At 36.5% G+C, this 15775-nt stretch carries 15 protein-coding genes; 14 read left to right on the top strand and 1 reads right to left on the bottom strand.

Features of this window, described 5'->3' with window-relative positions:
- Nucleotides 1–583: 583 nt before the first annotated feature.
- The 12 genes from rpmH (at nucleotide 584) to INP51_RS15990 (ending at nucleotide 12656) form a co-directional block, all read left to right on the top strand.
- Nucleotides 584–718, top strand: coding sequence for a 50S ribosomal protein L34 (gene rpmH, locus INP51_RS16045; protein WP_193735736.1), 135 nt, complete (start codon nucleotides 584–586; stop codon nucleotides 716–718).
- A gap of 74 nt (nucleotides 719–792) precedes the next feature.
- Nucleotides 793–1152, top strand: a complete 360-nt coding sequence (gene rnpA / locus INP51_RS16040) for a ribonuclease P protein component (protein WP_193735735.1) — start codon at nucleotides 793–795, stop codon at nucleotides 1150–1152.
- On the top strand, nucleotides 1133–1342 hold the full coding sequence (gene yidD / locus INP51_RS16035; protein WP_193735734.1) for a membrane protein insertion efficiency factor YidD: 210 nt from the start codon (nucleotides 1133–1135) through the stop codon (nucleotides 1340–1342). Before rnpA ends, yidD begins: the two co-directional genes overlap by 20 nt.
- A 51-nt stretch (nucleotides 1343–1393) precedes the next feature.
- Complete coding sequence (locus INP51_RS16030) at nucleotides 1394–2680, top strand: YidC/Oxa1 family membrane protein insertase (protein ID WP_193735733.1); 1287 nt, start codon at nucleotides 1394–1396, stop codon at nucleotides 2678–2680.
- Between the two features lie 12 nt (nucleotides 2681–2692).
- Nucleotides 2693–3511, top strand: coding sequence for an RNA-binding cell elongation regulator Jag/EloR (gene jag, locus INP51_RS16025; RefSeq protein ID WP_193735732.1), 819 nt, complete (start codon nucleotides 2693–2695; stop codon nucleotides 3509–3511).
- Nucleotides 3512–3605: 94 nt separating this feature from the next.
- Nucleotides 3606–4988, top strand: coding sequence for a tRNA uridine-5-carboxymethylaminomethyl(34) synthesis GTPase MnmE (gene mnmE, locus INP51_RS16020; protein ID WP_193735731.1), 1383 nt, complete (start codon nucleotides 3606–3608; stop codon nucleotides 4986–4988).
- A 69-nt stretch (nucleotides 4989–5057) separates the two neighbouring features.
- Nucleotides 5058–6950, top strand: coding sequence for a tRNA uridine-5-carboxymethylaminomethyl(34) synthesis enzyme MnmG (gene mnmG / locus INP51_RS16015; protein ID WP_193735730.1), 1893 nt, complete (start codon nucleotides 5058–5060; stop codon nucleotides 6948–6950).
- Nucleotides 6943–7668: a 16S rRNA (guanine(527)-N(7))-methyltransferase RsmG gene (gene rsmG, locus INP51_RS16010; protein WP_193735729.1), complete on the top strand. Its 726-nt coding sequence runs from the start codon at nucleotides 6943–6945 to the stop codon at nucleotides 7666–7668. The genes mnmG and rsmG overlap by 8 nt, the downstream gene beginning before the upstream one ends.
- A gap of 161 nt (nucleotides 7669–7829) precedes the next feature.
- Nucleotides 7830–8852 carry an ABC transporter ATP-binding protein gene (locus INP51_RS16005; protein WP_193735728.1) on the top strand — a complete coding sequence of 341 codons (1023 nt, stop codon included), beginning with the start codon at nucleotides 7830–7832 and terminating at the stop codon, nucleotides 8850–8852.
- A complete protein-coding gene (locus tag INP51_RS16000) occupies nucleotides 8836–9699 on the top strand; it encodes an ABC transporter permease subunit (protein ID WP_193735727.1) in 864 nt (287 codons plus the stop codon). The genes INP51_RS16005 and INP51_RS16000 overlap by 17 nt, the downstream gene beginning before the upstream one ends.
- A gap of 9 nt (nucleotides 9700–9708) precedes the next feature.
- On the top strand, nucleotides 9709–11199 hold the full coding sequence (locus INP51_RS15995; RefSeq protein WP_193735726.1) for a GldG family protein: 1491 nt from the start codon (nucleotides 9709–9711) through the stop codon (nucleotides 11197–11199).
- Entirely contained in the window at nucleotides 11199–12656 is a 1458-nt protein-coding gene (locus INP51_RS15990) for a DUF4340 domain-containing protein (protein WP_193735725.1), read from the top strand. The genes INP51_RS15995 and INP51_RS15990 overlap by 1 nt, the downstream gene beginning before the upstream one ends.
- Before the next feature lie 81 nt (nucleotides 12657–12737).
- Here INP51_RS15990 and INP51_RS15985 read toward each other — a convergent pair whose 3' ends face one another.
- Nucleotides 12738–13694 (bottom strand): alpha/beta fold hydrolase, encoded by a 957-nt coding sequence (locus INP51_RS15985; RefSeq protein ID WP_193735724.1) that lies wholly within the window; start codon nucleotides 13692–13694, stop codon nucleotides 12738–12740.
- Between the two features lie 357 nt (nucleotides 13695–14051).
- Here INP51_RS15985 and INP51_RS15980 point away from each other — a divergent pair, with 357 nt between their 5' ends.
- On the top strand, nucleotides 14052–14828 hold the full coding sequence (locus tag INP51_RS15980) for a ParA family protein (RefSeq protein ID WP_193735723.1): 777 nt from the start codon (nucleotides 14052–14054) through the stop codon (nucleotides 14826–14828).
- Nucleotides 14819–15763 carry a ParB/RepB/Spo0J family partition protein gene (locus tag INP51_RS15975; RefSeq protein WP_193735722.1) on the top strand — a complete coding sequence of 315 codons (945 nt, stop codon included), beginning with the start codon at nucleotides 14819–14821 and terminating at the stop codon, nucleotides 15761–15763. The genes INP51_RS15980 and INP51_RS15975 overlap by 10 nt, the downstream gene beginning before the upstream one ends.
- Nucleotides 15764–15775: the final 12 nt, after the last annotated feature.

The following is a 15775-nucleotide window of genomic DNA, read 5'->3' as shown; positions in this document are numbered from 1 at the left end:
ATGACAGGAGTAAAAATTATTCACATTTTAATAATCATTCTCAGGATAAGAATAAAAGACGTTGAATAAATGTGTGGATAAGTATGTGAGAGATTGTGAAAAATGAGTGTGACGAACAAATAATGAGTAAAAAAAATAAGGTTTTATGCATGTTTTAACCTTTCTGGATAATGTGGAATAAATAATAAGAGTATTCACCTTCATAAAAGAATTCTAAAACCAAATGTGAATAAATAAAATGATAGATTCACATTTTACACACTGGATAAATCAAGGATTTTTGACTTTGTCGGACAAGATATACACATAAAATAAACGAGTTATCCACAAGTTATCCACACATTGTGGATAATATTACGTCAACCATTCATAAAATTCAGGTTCTGTGATATAGGTGTAAACTGCATGACCCTCTAGTTCTGGTATTATTTTCTTGAGAAAAAGAGTGAAAAACCCCATATTATGCTTGACTTTGTAATTCATTATGAATATAATTGAAATGATGTTTTCATATCTGAAAGATTAAACTTATAGTGTCGGTATGAATACTGATACTAAATTATATAAAGGAGGTGCCTTTCCTATGAAAATGACATATCAGCCAAAAAAAAGATCCAGATCCAAAGTTCATGGATTCAGAGCAAGGATGAGTACAAAAGGTGGAAGAAAAGTTTTAGCTGCTAGACGATTAAAAGGAAGACATAAACTGTCAGCATAAAATAAGGGCCGCATTTCAAATGTGGTCTTTTGTTTTAAAACAAGAAAATTGTCGAATGCAGGTGATTACAGACTATGAACTATTCAGATAGCTTAAAGAAGAACAAAGATTTTCAGATAGTTTACAGGTGTGGAACATCGAAAGCGAACAAATATCTGGTAATGTATGTGAGAGAGAATCACACAGATGAGAATCGTATCGGAATTTCAGTTAGCAAAAAAGTCGGAAACAGTGTTGTGAGACATCATCTGGCCAGATTAATCAGGGAAAGCTACCGTTTATTGGAAGAATCATTTCGCAGGGGAATTGATGTTGTAATTATAGCAAGGGTAAATGCTAAGGACTGTACGTACCATGAGATCGAGCGTGCAATTTACCATCTTGGTAAGTTACATCATGTTATAGGTAAGAAAATTGAAGACGATATTAATTAAGTTGATTCGGTTTTATCAAAAATATTTGTCACCACTTAAGAGAACAAAGTGTCCTTATATTCCTACTTGTTCTCAATATGGATTGGAGGCAATCCAAAAGTATGGTGCCTTTAAGGGTAGTCTGCTGGCAGCATGGAGAATATTGAGATGTAACCCTTTATCACATGGGGGTTATGACCCAGTGCCGTAGATGAGTGCATAAGGACAATTTATAAAAAAATTGTTCAGGGAGGAATTTGGTTTGGATATTTTACTTAGTAAATCGACCTGGTTTATTATTAAATGGGTATGTGAAGTATTAGGTGTCGTGATGAACGGGATCTATATAGTATTAAATAAGATGGGAATTCCCAATATAGGTCTTTCAATTGTTATTTTTACAGTGATTGTTTATATGATTTTGACGCCGATACAGATTAAACAACAGAAATTTTCGAAAATGACTGCAGTGATGCAGCCGGAACTTAACAAAATTCAGGAAAAATATAAGGGAAAAAAAGATCAGAATTCCCAGATGAAGATGCAGGAAGAGACAATGGCTGTGTATCAAAAATATGGAGTTTCTCCGACCGGAAGCTGCCTGCCTCTTTTGATTCAGATGCCTATCATGTTTTCCCTTTTTCAGGTAATTTATCATATTCCTGGATATATTGGAAGTGTAAAGAATGTCTTTTCCGGTGCTGTGACAGCAATTTCAGGTGTCAGCGGGCATGCTGATATTCTTTCAAAATTTGTAAGTGATAATGCACTCCGACTTTATAGTAAAGTTGATTTCAGTCATCTGACAAAGAACAATATCACCGATATTTTATATGTCATGAAGCCTTCCCAGTGGGAAAAGTTATCCGATATTACAGCTTTTTCGGGTATCAGTGATACTCTTGAAACAACAGCTCATCAGACAGAACGCATGAATATGTTTCTCGGAATGAATATCACAGAGGCTCCTCTTGATGTTATCAGGCGTAGTTGGGCATCACAAAGTTGGCTGCTTTTAATTGGGGCAGTATCAATACCAGTTCTTGCATGGTTTACACAATGGATTAGCTATAAGCTAACGCCTCAGCCTGATGCTCCGACGAACAAACAGCCCGGCACTATGGAGCAGTCCATGAAGATGATGAACGTCACAATGCCAGTTATGTCGGCCGTATTTTGTCTGTCGATGTCAATAGGTATGGGTATTTACTGGATAGCGGGTGCTGTAATTCGCTCTATTCAGCAGGTTGTTATTAACCGTCAGATGGCTAAAGTAGATATAGACGATTTAATTGCCGCAAATCAGGATAAGGTGAACAAAAAGCGGGCAAAACAAGGATTGCCGCCTCAAAAGATTACGAAGCAGGCGACGATGAATGTCCGCAATATTGAAGAGCCTAAAAAGCCTGTCAATCAGGAGAAGAAAAACCAGGATATAAAAGATTCTACAGAATATTATAAAAATAATTCAGATTTAAAACCCGGCAGTCTGGCTTCTAAGGCGAATATGGTCAGCCAGTATGATAACAAAAAAAAGAATAAAAAATAGGGGGATGAGCTTATGGATTTCGTAGAAGTATCTGCAAAAACCGTTGATGATGCAATCACGAAAGCGTGTATTGAGCTTAAAGTGTCAAGCGATAATCTGGAAATTCAAGTGGTTAGTGAGGGTAGTTCGGGATTTCTTGGATTTGGGGCAAAACCGGCAGTAATAAAGGCCAGAAAAAAGGAAGATCCAATTTTAGATCTGGAAGACATAAAGTCAGTTTTCGAAGAAAAAAAAGAAGAAAATAAAAAAAATATAAAACATGAAGAGATAAACCTTGATAAGAGAGAAGTCAAATCTTCTGAAGAAAAAAAATTAGAATCTCCGGGGGTACAGACCACCCAGAGAATCAAGATTCCAAAGACGGAAGAAGATATTGTGGTTATGAAAGCTTCTGCACAAAAGTTTCTGGATAGTGTTTTTCATTCCATGGATATGGATGTCGATATTGAGATGAGCTATGATGATATGCATGAATGCCTGAATATTGATTTTTCAGGAGATAATATGGGTATTCTCATTGGAAAAAGAGGTCAGACGCTTGATTCCCTTCAGTATCTTACAGGTCTGGTTGTTAATAAGGATCAGGAAACTTACGTAAGAGTAAAGTTGGATACTGAAAACTACAGAAAGCGTAGAAAAGAAACCCTTGAGAATCTTGCCAGAAATATTGGATATAAGGTCAGAAAGACTAAGAAGGCAGTTTCACTGGAACCTATGAATCCCTATGAAAGAAGAATCATTCATTCGGCATTACAGGGAAATAAGTGGGTAGAGACCTATAGTGAAGGAAAAGAACCTTACCGGCATGTGGTCATTGCTTTAAAGAAATAATAGAAGAGAAGATGATACCAGGATTGCGGGAGCCCTGTCGGACATTATGATAAGTCTGACAGGCTCTTTCATTTTTTAGAAAGGACTGGTGTATATGAGATTAGATGAAGATACTATTGCTGCGATATCTACAGCTATGTCACCCTCAGGTATTGGAATTGTACGCATAAGTGGAAGTGATGCTGTGAGTATTGCCGAGCAAATTTATCATTCACCAAATAGAAATAAAAAACTGTCCGGCCAGCTATCGCATACGATTCATTATGGATGGATTAAAGACGGCGATGACTTTGTGGATGAAGTTTTGCTAATGTTGATGCGTGGACCCCATACCTATACAGGAGAGGATACAGTGGAGATAAACTGTCATGGTGGAATTCTGTCTGTTAAAAAGGTACTTGAAACTGTTATAAATCATGGTGCCCGCCCGGCTGAACCGGGAGAATTTACAAAAAGAGCGTTCTTAAGGGGACGTATTGATCTGTCTCAGGCGGAGGCTGTCATGGATGTGATTTCTGCCAAAAATGATTATGCGCTGAAGAATTCTTTGGGTCAGTTAAAAGGTTCTGTACTTGAAAAAATCAAAGATATCAGAGGTGCTATCTTATACGAGGATGCATATATCGAATCGGCTCTCGATGATCCGGAACACATTAATATTGACGGATATGGCTGTAAATTAAAAAACATTGTCGACGAACAGATAAAAAAAATAGATAAACTTTTATCTACGGCAGGTGAAGGAAAGATGATCCAGGAAGGAATTAAGACTGTGATTGTCGGAAAGCCGAATGTTGGGAAATCGTCTCTTTTAAATCTGCTGGCAGGAGAGGAAAAGGCTATCGTTACGGATGTTGCAGGAACTACCAGAGATATACTGGAAGAGACGATTAATCTGCAGGGAATCTCTTTGAAAATGCTAGACACTGCCGGAATTCGCGAAGCATCAGATAAGGTAGAACAGATAGGAGTTGAGCGTGCCAAAAAACATGCAAAAGATGCAGATCTGATTCTCTATGTGATTGACGCGAATGTTGTGCTCGATGATAATGATAGAGATATTATGGAACTGATATGTGATAAAAAATCAATTGTATTACTGAATAAAAGCGATCTTGATTGTGTTGTGGAAAAAGAAGATATAGAAAGTATACTTAAAGTACCTATTCTATCTGTATCTGCCAAGAAAGGTTTAGGAATTGAAGAGTTAGAAAATACTATTAAAGATTTGTTTTTTAATGGAGAAATTTCATTCAATGACGAAGTTTATATCACGAATGAACGACACAAGAAATCACTGCAGGACGCCAGAAAAAGCTTAGAATTAGTTGAAGAAAGTATTCGGTTAAATATGCCTGAAGATTTTTTTACTATTGATTTGGTGAATGCCTGTGAATCTCTGGGAGAAATTACAGGAGAGTCTGTCGGAGAGGATCTGGTAAATGAGATATTCAGTAAGTTTTGCACAGGAAAATAAACAAATGTGGAAAATGCCTCTGAAGTTAAAAGGCAGTGTTGATAAATACATGAAAGTGGAGGTAATACGATGCCGCATACAGAAGAGTATGATGTAGTTGTGATAGGAGCAGGACATGCTGGCTGTGAAGCGGCCCTTGCATGTGCCAGATTAGGTCTTGAGACAATTGTTTTCACAATCAGTGTTGATTCTATCGCATTAATGGCATGCAATCCAAATATAGGAGGAACCTCGAAAGGACATCTGGTGCGTGAAATAGATGCCCTTGGAGGTGAAATGGGAAAAAATATTGACCGGACATTTATCCAGTCAAAGATGTTGAATAAATCGAAAGGTCCTGCAGTGCATTCACTGAGAGCTCAGGCAGATAAGAGTGAATACAGTCGTTCTATGAGAAAAGTCCTGGAGAATACGGACCATCTGACAATCAGGCAGACGGAAATCAGCGATTTGATTGTTGATCATGGCGTTCTTACAGGTGTCAAGACGATTGCAGGAGCCATATATCAATGTAAGGCTGCCATACTTTGTACGGGGGTTTATCTGAATGCGCGCTGTGTTTATGGAGATGTCAGCGAATATACAGGACCAAATGGGCTAAAGCCAGCCAATCATCTGACGAATTCTTTGATTTCTAATGGAATTGAGATGTATCGGTTTAAGACGGGTACTCCCGCACGAATAGATAAGAGAAGTATTGACTTTGATAAAATGGAAGAACAGGTAGGAGATAAGAGAGTAATTCCGTTTTCATTTTCTACCAATCCCGATGATGTACAGATTGATCAGGTTTCCTGCTGGCTTACGTATACGAATGAAAAAACACATGAGATTATTCGCGACAATCTGGATCGTTCACCTCTTTATTCAGGTGTTATACATGGAACTGGTCCTAGATACTGCCCGTCGATTGAAGATAAAGTAGTAAAATTTGCAGATAAGGATCGCCATCAGGTATTTTTGGAGCCGGAAGGTTTATATACGAATGAGATGTATGTCTCTGGAATGTCAAGTTCTATGCCTGAGGATGTTCAGCATGAGATGTATCGGTCAGTTGCAGGACTGGAACACGCCAAGATTGTTCGAAATGCATATGCAATTGAATATGACTGTATTAATCCCATGCAGTTGAAATCAACACTTGAATTTAAGAAAATAAAAGGTCTGTTCTCCGGCGGACAGTTCAACGGAAGCTCGGGATATGAAGAAGCAGCAGCGCAGGGTCTGATTGCAGGGATCAATGCTGCCATGGAGATTCAAGAACAGGACTTTCTGATCTTAGACAGGTCTGAATCCTATATAGGTGTGCTTATTGATGATTTGGTTACCAAGGAGACCCATGAACCTTACAGGATGATGACGAGCAGAGCGGAATATCGCCTCTTGCTCCGCCAGGATAATGCAGATTTAAGACTCCGCAAATATGGATATCAGATTGGTTTAATCAATGAAAAACAATATCAGGCTCTTTTGAAAAAAGAAGAACTGATTCAAGAGGAAATAGAGAGAGTGGAACATACCTTTGTCGGAAACACAAAGAATGTACAGGATTATTTAGAAAAAATGGAATCAACGCCGTTAAACAGCGGAAGCTCTCTGGCAGAACTAATTCGCAGGCCGGAACTCAACTTTCAGTCACTTGCAGAAATAGATGAAAATCGCCCTCCACTGCCTGATGATGTGAAAGAACAAGTAAATATTAACATCAAGTATGAAGGATATATCAAAAGACAGATGAAACAGGTAGATCAGTTCCGAAAGATGGAAAACAAAAAAATTCCAGAGGAAATCAATTATAGGAACATCAAAAGTCTTCGCAATGAAGCAAAACAAAAATTAGAAACCATCAAACCCCTCAGTATTGGACAGGCATCCCGAATCTCAGGGGTATCTCCGGCAGATATTTCGGTTCTTTTGGTGTATCTGGAACAATATAAAAAAAGTGAGAGATATCATGAATGAATATAACTTAGAAAAATTCAACAAGGAATTGGAACAGCTCAAACTTACTTTGAATGAACAGCAGATAAGTCAGTTTCTTATGTTCTATGAGAAATTAACAGAGTGGAATTCCTTTATGAATCTTACAACGGTCACAAAATTTGATGAAGTATTTTTAAAACATTTTGCTGACAGTTTATCTATTGTAAATGGAATTGATATGAGTGAGATTGTTACAATGATAGATGTGGGAACTGGAGCGGGATTTCCTGGAATTCCACTTAAAATAGCGTTTCCACATCTGAAAGTTACGCTCCTTGATTCTTTAAGTAAAAGAGTAAAATTCTTAAATGAAGTTATAACCGTTTTGAAGCTAGAAGAGATACGTGCAGTTCATGGAAGAGCAGAAGACTTTGCAAAAGATCCAAAATACCGGGAAAAATATGATTTATGTGTATCTCGTGCTGTGGCAAATCTCTCTTCGCTTTCAGAATACTGTCTGCCATATGTAAAAAAAGAAGGAACGTTTGTATCCTATAAGGCAAAGGATGCTGAAGATGAGGCGACAAAGGCGCAAAAGGCCATTCATGTAATGGGTGGAGAATTAATAAAAATTCTTAATTTCCAACTGCCTGAAAGTGATATAAATCGTTCGCTTATTATCATCGAAAAAAAAAGATATACACCAAAATCATATCCGAGAAAAGCAGGTCTTCCGGGCAAAGATCCCATAAAATAATTCACAATTTTTTCACACAATTACCACACTTTGGGCAAAAAAAATTCTTATAACTTATTCTAGGGGATTGAAAGCAAATGACTCCAAAAGAGACATTTGCTTTCATCACATAGTCTCTGATTTTTAATTTTATTTTGGCATATTGCCTGAAGGAGGATCAATTGATTGAGGTTAAGAATTTGGTGAAACGTTACCAGGATCATGTAGCAGTTGATAATTTAAATTTTACGATTGAAAATGGAAAAATTTATGGTTTGCTCGGACCAAACGGAGCAGGTAAGTCTACTACGATGAATATGATGACTGGATACCTGGCATCCACACAGGGAAGTATCATAATTGACGGACACGATATTCTGCAGGAGCCGGAGAAGGCGAAGGAATGTATCGGCTATCTGCCAGAGATTCCACCGTTATATCCAGATATGACTGTCATTGAGTACTTGATGTTTGTTGCTGAGCTTAAGAAAATTTCAAAAAAGGAAAGAGAAAAACATATCGACGAGGTTATGGATCTGGTTCAGGTTAAAGATATGAAGAATCGTCTGATTAAAAATCTTTCAAAAGGATATCGCCAAAGAGTAGGACTTGCTCAGGCGGTTCTTGGATATCCGGAAACTATTATTCTTGATGAGCCCACAGTGGGGCTGGATCCGAAACAGATTATTGAGATCAGAGAACTAATCAAAAATCTCGGTGAGAAACATACTGTAATTTTAAGTTCACATATTTTATCAGAGGTCAGTGCAGTTTGTGATGTTATCATGATCATATCACACGGAAAGTTAGTGGCGAGTGATACTCCGGATAACTTAAGTAGGCATCTGATTGGATCGAACACACTGGAACTTACAATAAAAGGCAGTCCGGATGAATTAGTAAAGGAATTAGGCACTCTTGTAGAGTCGGATCATATAAAATTGAAAGGATCCTCTGAAGAAGGATGTGTGGATATCACGATCAGTACAAAAAAAGATATTGACCTCCGGGAAAAAGTATTCTATAAGATGGCAGATAGCCACAGACCAATATTAAAAATGCAGCTGACGACAATGTCACTTGAAGACGTTTTTTTGGAACTGACGGAAAATGAAAAAGAGACTGAAGTTGAAGATGTGGATGTACCTGATGTTCCCTTTGAATCTGAGAAACAGGAGGATAGATCTGATGAAAGCGATTTATAAAAAAGAGATCCGAAACTATATGACGTCGATGATTGGGTATGTGTTTATGGCGTTTATTTTAGCTATTGTTGGGCTTTATTTTAGTGCTGTCAATATCAGTTCAGGGAGTCCTCAGATTGGATATTCTCTCAGTAGTTCGACTTTTGCATTTTTAATTTGTGTTCCAATTCTTACGATGAGGGTAATTGCCGAGGAGAGGAAGCAGAAGACGGATCAACTGCTTCTCACGACACCTGTCAGGATAGGGGAGATTATTACAGGAAAATATTTGGCTTTGATAACGATTTTTTTTATTCCTTTGGTAGTGATATCCCTATATCCGTTAATCTTAAGAAAATTTGGAACAGTATCCATGGGAATGTCCTATACATCAATATTAGGTTTCTTTCTTCTGGGATGTGCTGAGATAGCGGTTGGGTTATTCCTGTCGTCTGTCACAGAAAGTCAGATGATTGCAGCTATATTGTCCTTCGCAATTTTGTTTATCTGTTATCTTTCAGATGGAATTGGTTCACTGTTTCCACAGACGGCGAAAAGTTCTTTTGCAGTATTTATTGTATTGATTTTCTGCGTCTGTCTCTGGATTGGTTCTATGATAAAAAATACGATTATTACTGGTATTTTTACTGTTGTTGCTGAAGGGGCATTAGTTATTACTTATATAGTTAAATCATCTCTATTTGAGGGATCCATACAGAAGTTTTTTAATATATTTAACTTTACAAATCATTTCAATAATTTTACAAAAGGTATTTTAGATCTGAATGGGATTGTATATTTCTTGTCGGTGATTGTAATCTGCCTCTTCCTCACTGATCAGGCAATTTCGAAGAGACGTTGGAACTAGGAGGAGAATATGAAAACAGATAAAAAAAAGTCGAATGTAAATATAAAAAAAAGAATAAAGAATACATTTGCCGGAGAAGAACATAAAAAACATCTTCAGCACGGGGTATATGCTTCTTTCATGACGGTGATTGTAATTGCAGTTATCTTTGTCATTAATCTGGTTATGGGACAGATTCCATCATCGAAAACGCAGATTGATACCAGCACTTCGAAGTTATATTCGCTGAGTGATGAAGGAAGGAAGGCTGTGAAAAATATTTCACAAAAAGTAACTCTATATTATTATGTGAAAAGTGGCAGTGAGGATGATAATATATCGAAGCTTCTCAATAACTTCAAGGAAACCTCGAAAAAAATTAAAGTTGAAAAAATTGACCCGGAGCTTCATCCCGCATTTGCAGCGAAATATACATCGGATACGATGACAAGTGGTAGTGTTATCGTAGTTTCTAAGGATCGCAATAAAATCTTAAGTCAGAGTGATTTATATGAGACACAGGTTGATTATCAGACGATGTCTCAGCAAGTAACGGGATTTGACGGGGAAGGACAGATTATCAGTGCTATCAATTATGTAACAAACGATAAAATGCCTGTTCTTTATACACTTACAGGTCATGATGAAATTGAGATGGGAACAAATCTGAAATCTTCAATGGAAAAATCAAATGTTGATATGAAACCATTAAATCTTCTGACAAGCGATCAGGTACCGGATGATGCAGGAGTGCTTATGGTTGGTGCACCCGGGAAAGATTTATCGAAAGAAGAGACTGATAAGATTATCCAATATCTTGAAAATGGTGGAAAGGTATTAATGTTTACCGGATTTAATAAGGATGATATGAATAACTTCAATTCAATCTTGACCAATTATGGTCTTAAGAGAGATCCGGGTATTGTGATTGAAGGGGATTCCAGTCATTATATCCCCAAATATCCACAATATCTGATTCCTGAGTTGAACAGTAGTTCGAAAATTATATCTGATTTATCGAAGGATACATTCGTTCTTGCACCAAATGCTCAAGCTATAAAAAAATTAGATAACTATAGAGATACTCTGACAATTGACAGCCTGATGTCTACAACAGATAAGGCATATATAAAGAAAGTAAATGATGAGGGCAAGATAACTGCTGAGAAGGAGGATGGTGATGAAGAGGGAAAATTCGATATTGGAGTTTCAGTTTCAGAGAAACTGGAAGATGGTAAGACTTCGGAACTGGTATACTTTTCCTCAGCAGGAATGTTAAGTAATGATTCAGATACCTTAGTAAATGGTGGAGATACGAGCATTGTTACGGCAGCTGTCAATAGTTTGTGTAAGGCTGAAAAAGGGTCATCAGTGACAATTCCAGTAAAGAGCCTTACAAGTGGTAATCTAAGTATGACAGCCCGCGATGCAGGCTTTTGGAGCGTTGTGATCACAGGTATAATACCGCTGATCTTTTTACTGACAGGATTTTTAATATGGATGAAGAGGAGAAAACAGTAATGAAAAGAAAGCAATGGCTGATGCCTGTGCTTTGTATGACTGTTTTGATTCTTCTGCTCGGATTGTATTTAGGAATGAAGAATCATAGCACAAAGGACAATGGCACGAAAAAAGATGAAGAGGATACTACGCTGATAGATATGAAATCAAATGACATTATTAATATATCATTTGATATAGAAGGACATAAAGCCTCCTTTACAAAGAAAGGTGATTCTTGGGTAATTGATGATGATCCGGATCTTCCGATTGATTCTACAAAATTATCCTCACTTATTAACAGTGTAGCAGGATTGAAAGCTTCCAGGACGATAAAGAATGTTGATAACTTAGAAGAATATGGACTTTTGACTCCTGAAAATCAGATTTCACTTAAAAACAATGATGATAAAGCGATATCAGTTCATATTGGTATGAGAAATAAAACCACCAGCAATACTTATATTAATGTCGGAGATAGCACAGATGTTGTGTATATGGTCAGTCCCGATTTAAGTGCCTTGCTTCCTGCATCAAAAATGGATCTTGTTAAGAATGAGACATATCCGTCAATTACGGATTCGAATATCACAAAGATAGAAATCCAGGATTTATCGAATGTTCTTACCCTGGACAATGATGAAGGACAGTGGTATGTAGATGATAACCAAAATCAGAAATCTACAGCATCTTCAGAGTCAGTTGGAGCTTTGAAAACAGCAATTACGGGTTTAAAGTTTGACAATCTTGTAGATTATTCTGGTGAAAACCGAGACCAATATGGATTGAAGGATCCTTCTCTTATATTGAAGGTCCATTATTATGAGATTAAAAATAATGAATCAAATAAAAAGGATGGATCGAAGGAATCTTCTTCGAAAGAAAATAATTCAAGTAAGTCATCGTCAGAAAATCAGGAAAAAATTGAAAAGGATATGACTTTGAATGTTGGAAATATTGGGTCAGATGGATCGTATTATGTACAAATTGAAGGATCCAACGAAGTTCATAGCCTGGCAGCAGGATCCCTTGATAGTATTATAAATCAGACTGCACAGAATTACTGGAATAAATCAATGATTTCTCTCAGAAGTGATCAACTGAACAGTCTTACGGTTGATTATAAGGGGGTAAAGAATAAAATCGAGAAGATTTCAAAAGAAGAAAAAGATAAGAAGGGAAATGCAAGTACAGATATTAGTTATAAAATGGATGGTAAACAAATAGATTCAGATACTTTTGATGTATTTTTCAACAAACTGACATCTATTCAGGCACAGAAAAAGGATAGAGATTTAAGGCAGAAAAATGATCCTGAGATGACAATTATGGTTGATACAGAGAAGGGAGTAAAGCAAGTTTCCTTTTCTATATATGATGAAAATTTTTACATGATTGTTGATGATGAGGGTAGACCGGGACTTGTAAGCAAAACGACAATAAAAGAATTCTTTCATGCTTATGAGGAGATTAAGTAGGTAAAGTCATCAGAATTAAAGATAAAAAAATACCGCCGTATTTTTTAGTACGGCGGTATTTTTATCAAAACTGTGTGAATCTCATTCCATATATATATTAATCTGTTTCATTAGCTCCACTGGTATTTCAATCTGTGGCAAATGACATGCTTTTGGCAGTATCACGGATTCAACTGATGAATTAAGGGAAGAATACATATCGATAGTTTCCTGTATCGCTTTTTCCTTTGCTCCACCGATAAGATAAACGGAGTTGTCAATGCATCTTAATGCATGTGATATATTAAGATATGCGTAGTTTCCCGAGATACTGGAGAGTAGATATCTTCCATTTCCTTTACCGCGATGTGAACTTTCGTAGTAAGCATCCACATCGTAATTTGTAATATGAAACGGATTATAAAGCCAATTTTCTGTAAATTGAAGCTCAATGTTGGAATGTGAATTAATTGTATAATAAAGCAGGGTACCTATAAGTGGCAATTCTAAGAGATTTTTTCTGAGTTTACTACATTTTCCGGGAATTTGATTTAAAACGGAAAGCTGCTCCGGATTTATTAACATAATTTTCTTGAATAAATTTTTATCGGAAGCACACGCAGTAATTACAAAAGAAGTAGATAGCCCTGTTGCAATTACATCAGTTGGACATGTGATCACTTCTTTTATAAAATCAGCAATTAATTGGACATAAAGATAGTTTGTATAGGTCATTGCGGGTTTTTCAGATCTTCCGCATCCCAATAAATCCATAGTATAAACTGTGTGAGATTCAGATAGTTCATCAATAATTTTTATCCATTCGTAAGAGCTTCCGGAAGGAGTAAGATCATGAATCAATAATATTGGGTCTCCAGAACCTGTTTTTGAATAGTAGATATCTCCATAACGCCACTTATAATAATCAGTTTCATTGGAGAACAATATATTTTTCGCTACTGCTGATTCAGTGATTACTTTATTCAGCAAGTGTATTGCTATTGCGGTTCCACCGGCTAATGCACTGATGGTAACCAGCTTTTTGTTTGTGGATTTCATCTGGTTTTAGCAAGAATTATTTGTAGAATAAATATATCTTGCATTCTCCTTTCCTATATGTATAAGAATGAAACATGACCTTTATGCATTCAATCTTATATTAAGTATAGCCTATAAGACAAGCATTTACAAGAGAAAAATATCTTTAATCTTTTTTGTTTATAATCCTTGATGTTATTTTATTGAGATTAAAGTGTTTCACGTGAAACACTTTATATGAATAGTTATGTTTCACGTGAAACATTGAAAGAAAATAAAAAATGTTTCACGTGAAACATCTTTGAGTGGCATTTTATGATTTATAATGGTATACTAGTTATTGACACATATGTAAGAGAAAATTGGGGAGGAATAAGATTGAAAAGAACGATTGCAATCGCAAATCAAAAAGGCGGTGTGGGAAAGTCAACCACAGCCATTAATTTATCAGCGTGTCTTGCCGAGGAGGGAAAAAAAGTATTAGCTATAGACATAGATCCCCAGGGAAATACTACAAGTGGTTTAGGTATTGATAAAAACAATGTTGAGAACTCAATTTATGAATTACTTTTGGGAACTTGCGATATTGATGACTGTATTATGCAGTTGAATATTGATAATTTATCACTCATACCGGCAAATATTAATCTTTCTGGAGCAGAGATTGAATTAATTGGAGTAGAAGACAAAGAATATATTTTAAAAGAAAATGTAAATTTAGTTAAAAGAAACTTTGATTTTATTATTATTGATTGTCCGCCTTCCTTAAATATGCTGACAATCAATGCTATGACTACAGCAGATTCAGTTTTGGTACCGATACAATGTGAGTATTATGCATTAGAAGGTTTGACACAGCTTATGCATACAATTGACCTTGTACAGGAACGTTTGAATCCAAATCTGGAGATAGAAGGTGTTGTCTTTACCATGTATGATGCACGGACGAATCTGTCCCTGCAAGTAGTTGAAAATGTAAAAGAAAATCTGAACCAGAACATATATAAAACAATTATACCACGAAATGTGAGACTAGCGGAGGCACCGAGCTATGGCATGCCGATTACATTATATGACGGTAAGTCGACAGGAGCAGAAAGCTATCGATTATTGGCGCAAGAAGTACTACATAGGGGGGACGAAGAATGGCAGTAAGAAGAGCAGGACTTGGAAAGGGACTTGATTCTCTGATACCTTCCAATTCATCCATAAAAACAAAGTCATCGAATGAAACAAGGTCAGAACAGAACACTGAAAATGTGAGAACTGTTGAAAAAGTTGTAGAAAAGATTGTAGAAAAACCTGCAGATGTATATCTAAATATTAACCAAATAGAGCCAAACAGAAAACAGCCGAGAAAAAACTTCGATGAGGATGCACTCGTTGAGCTGGCAGACTCAATCAAACAGTTTGGAATTATTCAACCACTTGTCGTACAGAAAAAGAATAAGTATTATGAAATTATTGCGGGAGAGAGAAGATGGAGAGCGGCTAAGCTTGCAGGTCTCAAAAAAGTTCCCGTGGTTATAAAGGAATTTTCGGACCAGGAAATTGTTGAAATTTCTCTGATAGAGAACATACAGAGAGAAAACTTGAATCCTATAGAAGAAGCTATTGCTTTTAAGCGCTTGATTGAAGAATTTTCCCTGAAACAAGATGAAGTGGCAGAAAGGGTTTCAAAAAGCAGGGCAGCTGTTACAAATTCTATAAGATTGTTGAAACTGACTGATAAGGTTCAACAGATGGTTGTAGATGATATGATTAGTACAGGACATGCAAGAGCTTTAATTGGTATTGAAGATCCGAAACTACAGTATTCGATTGCGATGAGAGTTGTAGATGAAAAATTAAGTGTTCGTGACACGGAAAAAATGGTAAAAGATATCCTGAATCCCAGAATACAAAAAAAGAAAGATAAAGATCCTGCTTTAGAAGCAATATATCATCATCTTGAGGAACGAATTAAGGGAATATTAGGGACAAAAGCTGAGATTAAAAGTGCCGGTAAACAAAAAGGCAGAATTGAGATCGAATATTATTCTCAGGATGAACTGGAAAGAATTATGGAATTACTTGAATCGATTAATTAAGGGAGAATAAAC

Source organism: Blautia liquoris, from assembly GCF_015159595.1.
Taxonomy (GTDB): domain Bacteria; phylum Bacillota; class Clostridia; order Lachnospirales; family Lachnospiraceae; genus Novisyntrophococcus; species Novisyntrophococcus liquoris.
Note: the sequence above shows the minus strand (reverse complement) of the source record. Positions and strands in the feature narration are given on the sequence as shown.